The organism is Promicromonospora sp. NPDC057488 (genome assembly GCF_042802395.1).
Classification (GTDB): domain Bacteria; phylum Actinomycetota; class Actinomycetes; order Actinomycetales; family Cellulomonadaceae; genus Promicromonospora.
In genome coordinates, this window is the sequence record NZ_JBHVEG010000299.1 from 1 (window position 1) to 4,155 (window position 4,155).

Annotated in this window: 4 protein-coding genes; all 4 read right to left on the reverse strand. The window is 71.5% G+C overall.

Annotated elements, in window-relative coordinates; all coding sequences use genetic code 11:
* Positions 1–120 precede the first annotated feature (120 nt).
* The gene (locus tag ACFU5G_RS29355) at positions 121–1,044 is read right to left on the reverse strand and encodes a shikimate dehydrogenase (RefSeq protein WP_377252578.1); all 924 of its coding nucleotides are present in this window, start codon (positions 1,042–1,044) and stop codon (positions 121–123) included.
* A 2-nt stretch (positions 1,045–1,046) separates the two neighbouring features.
* Complete coding sequence (gene mltG / locus ACFU5G_RS29360) at positions 1,047–2,072, reverse strand: endolytic transglycosylase MltG (RefSeq protein ID WP_377252580.1); 1,026 nt, start codon at positions 2,070–2,072, stop codon at positions 1,047–1,049.
* A 340-nt stretch (positions 2,073–2,412) separates the two neighbouring features.
* On the reverse strand, positions 2,413–3,552 hold the full coding sequence (gene mltG, locus ACFU5G_RS29365; protein WP_377252582.1) for an endolytic transglycosylase MltG: 1,140 nt from the start codon (positions 3,550–3,552) through the stop codon (positions 2,413–2,415).
* Between the two features lie 49 nt (positions 3,553–3,601).
* A partial coding sequence (gene ruvX / locus ACFU5G_RS29370; RefSeq protein ID WP_377252584.1) for a Holliday junction resolvase RuvX occupies positions 3,602–4,155 on the reverse strand: 554 nt, incomplete at its 5' end.

The window sequence follows — 4,155 nt, forward strand, 5'->3', positions numbered from 1 at the left end:
AACGGAGAGTGCACAATGTGCACTCTCCGTTACCTCCTCGGGGGTGTAGCTCTTGCCCCGGCGGGGGCGGTACAGAGCTCTGGTGGAGAGCCTGGTGGAGCGCGTGGTGGAGACGGCGATTCAGCCGATCAGCGCAGCCCGGAGCGCCTGGTCCATCGCCTCCAGCGGCGCCGCGCGGCCGGTCATCAGGCGCACCTGCTCGGCGGCCTGGTGCAGCAGCATGCGCTCGCCCCCCACGGCGTGCGCCCCGAGCGCCGTCCACGCGGACTGCAGGGCGGTGGGTCGCGGGTCGTAGACGACATCGAGCAGCACGCCGTGGGGCGCACCGTTCCCATCCGCCCCCGGCACGCCGTCGGTCAGCAGCTTGGCCCAGACGTCTGCGGCGTACTTCGGCGTCGTGGAGACGACGGCGTCCGCGCCCACCAGGGCCGACGTCGTCGCCGTGTCGTCGAACACCTCGAACGACGGGCTGACGCCCATCCGGGCCACGGCCTCGCGCAGCAGGTCGATGCGGTCCAGGGAGCGCACGAACACCCGCGCCGAGGCGCAGCCCAGCTCCGCCAGCGCGGCCAGGGCCGACGCCGCCGTCGCTCCCCCGCCGAGCACCACGGCCCCGGCGACCGGGCGCTCACCCGGGCCCGTTCCCAGCCCTTCGCGCAGCGCCGCGACGATGCCGTGCACGTCCGTGTTCGTGCCGGTGGTGGTGACCGTGCCGCCGACCGCCGTGAACAGCACCGTGTTCACGGCCCCGACCGCCGCGGCGAGCGGCTCGACGTGGTCGAGCAGGGGGAAGACCGCCTGCTTGAGCGGCATGGTCAGGCTCAGGCCTGCCCACTCCCGGCCGAGCCCGGACAGGAAGCCCGCCAAGGTCTCCTCGGTGACGTCGTGCACGCCGTAGTCCCAGCCCTCCAGGCCGAGCGCCTGGTAGGCGGCGCCGTGCAGCACCGGGGACAGGGAGTGCGCGACGGGGTGGCCGAGCACGGCGGCCCGGCGCACGGTCGCCGTCGTCGGGCCGCCGGCTGAGGCGGTGGGGGTGGTGCTCATGCTCAATAGCCGTTCTCCGCTGCCCAGGCCTGGTACTCGTCCTTGAAGGCCAGGAACTCGTCGTAGTCGTCCGTGAACTTGGTCTCCTGGGACTCCAGGTTGACCGTGACGTACCAGATCCACGGGCCTTCCGGCGGGTTCATGACGGCCTCGACCGACGCCTCGCTCGGCGCGCCGATCGCGGTCGGCGGCAGACCCGGGACCACGCGGGAGGCGTACGGGAACGACTTGTCCCGGAACTCCTCGGTGGTGATCAGGTGGGACGGCTTGTTGCGGCCGTAGGAGTCGATGGCGTCCAGGCCGAGCGGCTCGTTGGTGGCCAGGCGGTTGTCGATCACCCGGGCGACCTCGCCGCGGTACTCGTCCGGCGCCTCGCGCTCGACCAGGGAGGCCTTGATGATCAGGTCGTTGCGCTGGTCGTCCGGCACCTTGAGGGCGTCGAGCTCCTGGATCGTCAGGGCGACCATCTGCTTCAGGACGTCGGCGGCGCTGGTGGACTCCGGCTTCGCGTCGTACGTGCTGGCCGCCAGCCAGCCCTCCAGCTCACCCTTCGCCTCCGCGGGCAGGCCGAGCGCCTTCGTGTTGGCGAGGGCCGCGTCGACGTCGGCCTCGGGCCAGCCCTGCTTGACCATCGTCTCCTTGATCTGCGCCACCGTGTGGCCCTCGACGACGGTCAGGCCGCCCCGCTTGACGTCGTTCGCCGCGAGCAGCGCCACGGCCGACTCGGCGCTCATCTGCAGCTTCATGGTGTGCGTTCCCGGCTGGATACCCCCGGCGTCCGGGTTGGCGTTGAACGCGCGCACGAACGCCTCCGCGCTCGCCACCACGTCCTTCGCCGCCAGCTCCGCGCCGATCGTGTACCCGTTGGCGGCCTCGGGGACGTCGATGTCCACCGGCTCGCCGCCCGTGCCCTCGTAGTCCGCGGCGGCGAGCGGGGTCCTGATGCCGAACAGGTAGCCGTCGTTCTTCACCGTCCACGCGCCGAGCCCGCCGACGACGACCAGCGCGGCCACGACGGCGATGATCACCGGCCGCAGCGAGCCTCGCTGAGCTCCACCGCGTCCAGCACTCCGCCGCCCCTCGCTCCGCCGCCCCCTGCGGTGGTGCCCGTCGCGGTCCCCCCGGCCTCCGCGTCGGCCGCTGGCGTGCCTCGGTGGCCCCTGATAGTCCACTCCGGGAAGGGCCTCGGTCACGCTCGCTCCATCCTCTACGGTGCGCGGATCACTGGCCGATCCACGCTGGTCACCAACCGGGAACACAACTATGCAACCAGAATTCAGCCACATGTCACGATCACATCACAGCCCGGGTGCGGCGAACGCTACCCCGATCTGCACATTCCCGGCCAACTCCCGGGATTAGTCACCCTCAGCTGTTGGCGGCCTGCCAGTCGCGGAGCTCCTGCTGGTAGGCGAGGTGCTGCTCGTAGGTCTCGGAGAACTTGGTCTCGCCCGTGTCGAGGTTGACCGTGATCCAGTACTTCCAGTCGCCCGGCGCCGGGTGCAGCACGGCCTCGATCGACGTGTCGCCCGGGCTCGCGATCGGGCCCGGCGGGAGCCCCGTGTGCTGGTAGGTGTTGTACTTGTTCTTCCCGTTGGCGAGGTCCTTCTTGGTCAGCTCCGTACCGGGCTTGCCGGCTCCGTAGGCGACCGCGGCGTCGATCTGCAGGATCATGCCGTCCTCGAGCCGGTTCTCGATCGCCCGGGCGATCTTGGGCTTGTCCTCCGCGTGCAGGCCCTCCCGCTCGACCAGCGACGCCTTGGTCAGCACGTCCTCCCAGCCGCCCTTGGGGATGTCCTTCTTGCGCAGGGCCTGCTCGGTGCGGTCGACCATCTGCGTGAGCAGCCCGACGGCGGTGTCCTCGTCCGGCTTGAGCGGGTACGTGCCGGCATAGAGCCAGCCCTCGGCGTCGCCGCCGGCCTGCTTCGGCAGACCGAACTCGGACGGCTTCTCCAGCGCGGCCTCGAAGTCCTCGGCGGGCACGCCCGTGACCTGCACGGCGCGCTCCACGATCTGCTTGACCGTGTAGCCCTCGGGGATGGTGAGCTGGAGGTCCACGCGCTCGCTCTTGACGAGCAGCGCGACGGCGTCCTTCGCGGGCATCTCCTCGAGCATGTTGTAGGTGCCCGGCCGGATCGACACGGAGTCCGGGTTCGCCTCGAACGCCGTCGTGAAGGCCGACACGCTGGCGACCACGCCCGCCTCGTACAGCTGCTGGCCCATGACCGTGCCGGTCGCGCCCTCGGGGATCTCGACGTCGACCTGGTCGCCGCCCGGCCCCGGGAAGTCCTTGGACTCCAGCGGGTTGGTCAGGCCGGTCAGGGAGTCGAGGTTGGTCCAGATCGCGTAACCGGATCCGCCGACCAGCACGAGCGCGACGAGCAGCACGACCAGCGCGCGGCCGCGCTTGTTCCGCCGGCGGCGCCGCTGCGCCCTCCGGTCCGATCGCGGCCCGGGGAACGAGGGATCTGCCTGGGGGCGCGGGGGCGCCGTGAAGAGGTCCGTCACCGGAGACTCACTGTCCTTCGTCGGGGGGTGTAGGGGGGTGGCGCTACGGTCAGTCGTGCGTGTCGTGCACGGTCTCTACCACGACGAGCTCGCCGGCGCGCTCCCCCTTCGCCCGCTCCGCGTCGAGTGCAGATTGCAGAATGATAACGGCTGCGGCCTGATCGATCACGGACCTGTGCTTCTTGGTTTTTCGGCCCGCCGCGTGGAGGGCCTGGTGCGCCGAGACCGTCGTCATCCGCTCGTCCACGAGGCGTACCGCGGCGCTCTCCCCCGCGGCGGCCAGCGCGACCGTCAGCCGGGCAGCGAACTGGCGGGCGTCGGCGGTGGCCGCGCCCTCCTTGCCGGACAGGTGCCGGGGCAGCCCCACGTAGACGACGGCGGCGAACCGCTCGGCCACCTCGTCCACGATCCGCTTCACGTCAGCCGTGGTGCCTGTCGCGCTCTGCGCCTTCTGCTTCGTGCTCGGTGCCCCCTGCTTCCCCGAGCCCGCCAGCACCCGCGGCACGGTCTCCACGGGCGTGGCGACCAGGCCGTCGGGGTCGCTCGCGGCCAGCCCGATCCGGGCCATGCCGACGTCGACCCCGAGCCGGGCCCCCCGCGGGA

Excerpts from the sequence above, each read along its gene's own strand:
- ACFU5G_RS29355 (WP_377252578.1), bottom strand. The coding sequence starts at position 1,044 with ATGAGCACCACCCCCACCGCCTCAGCCGGCGGCCCGACGACGGCGACC.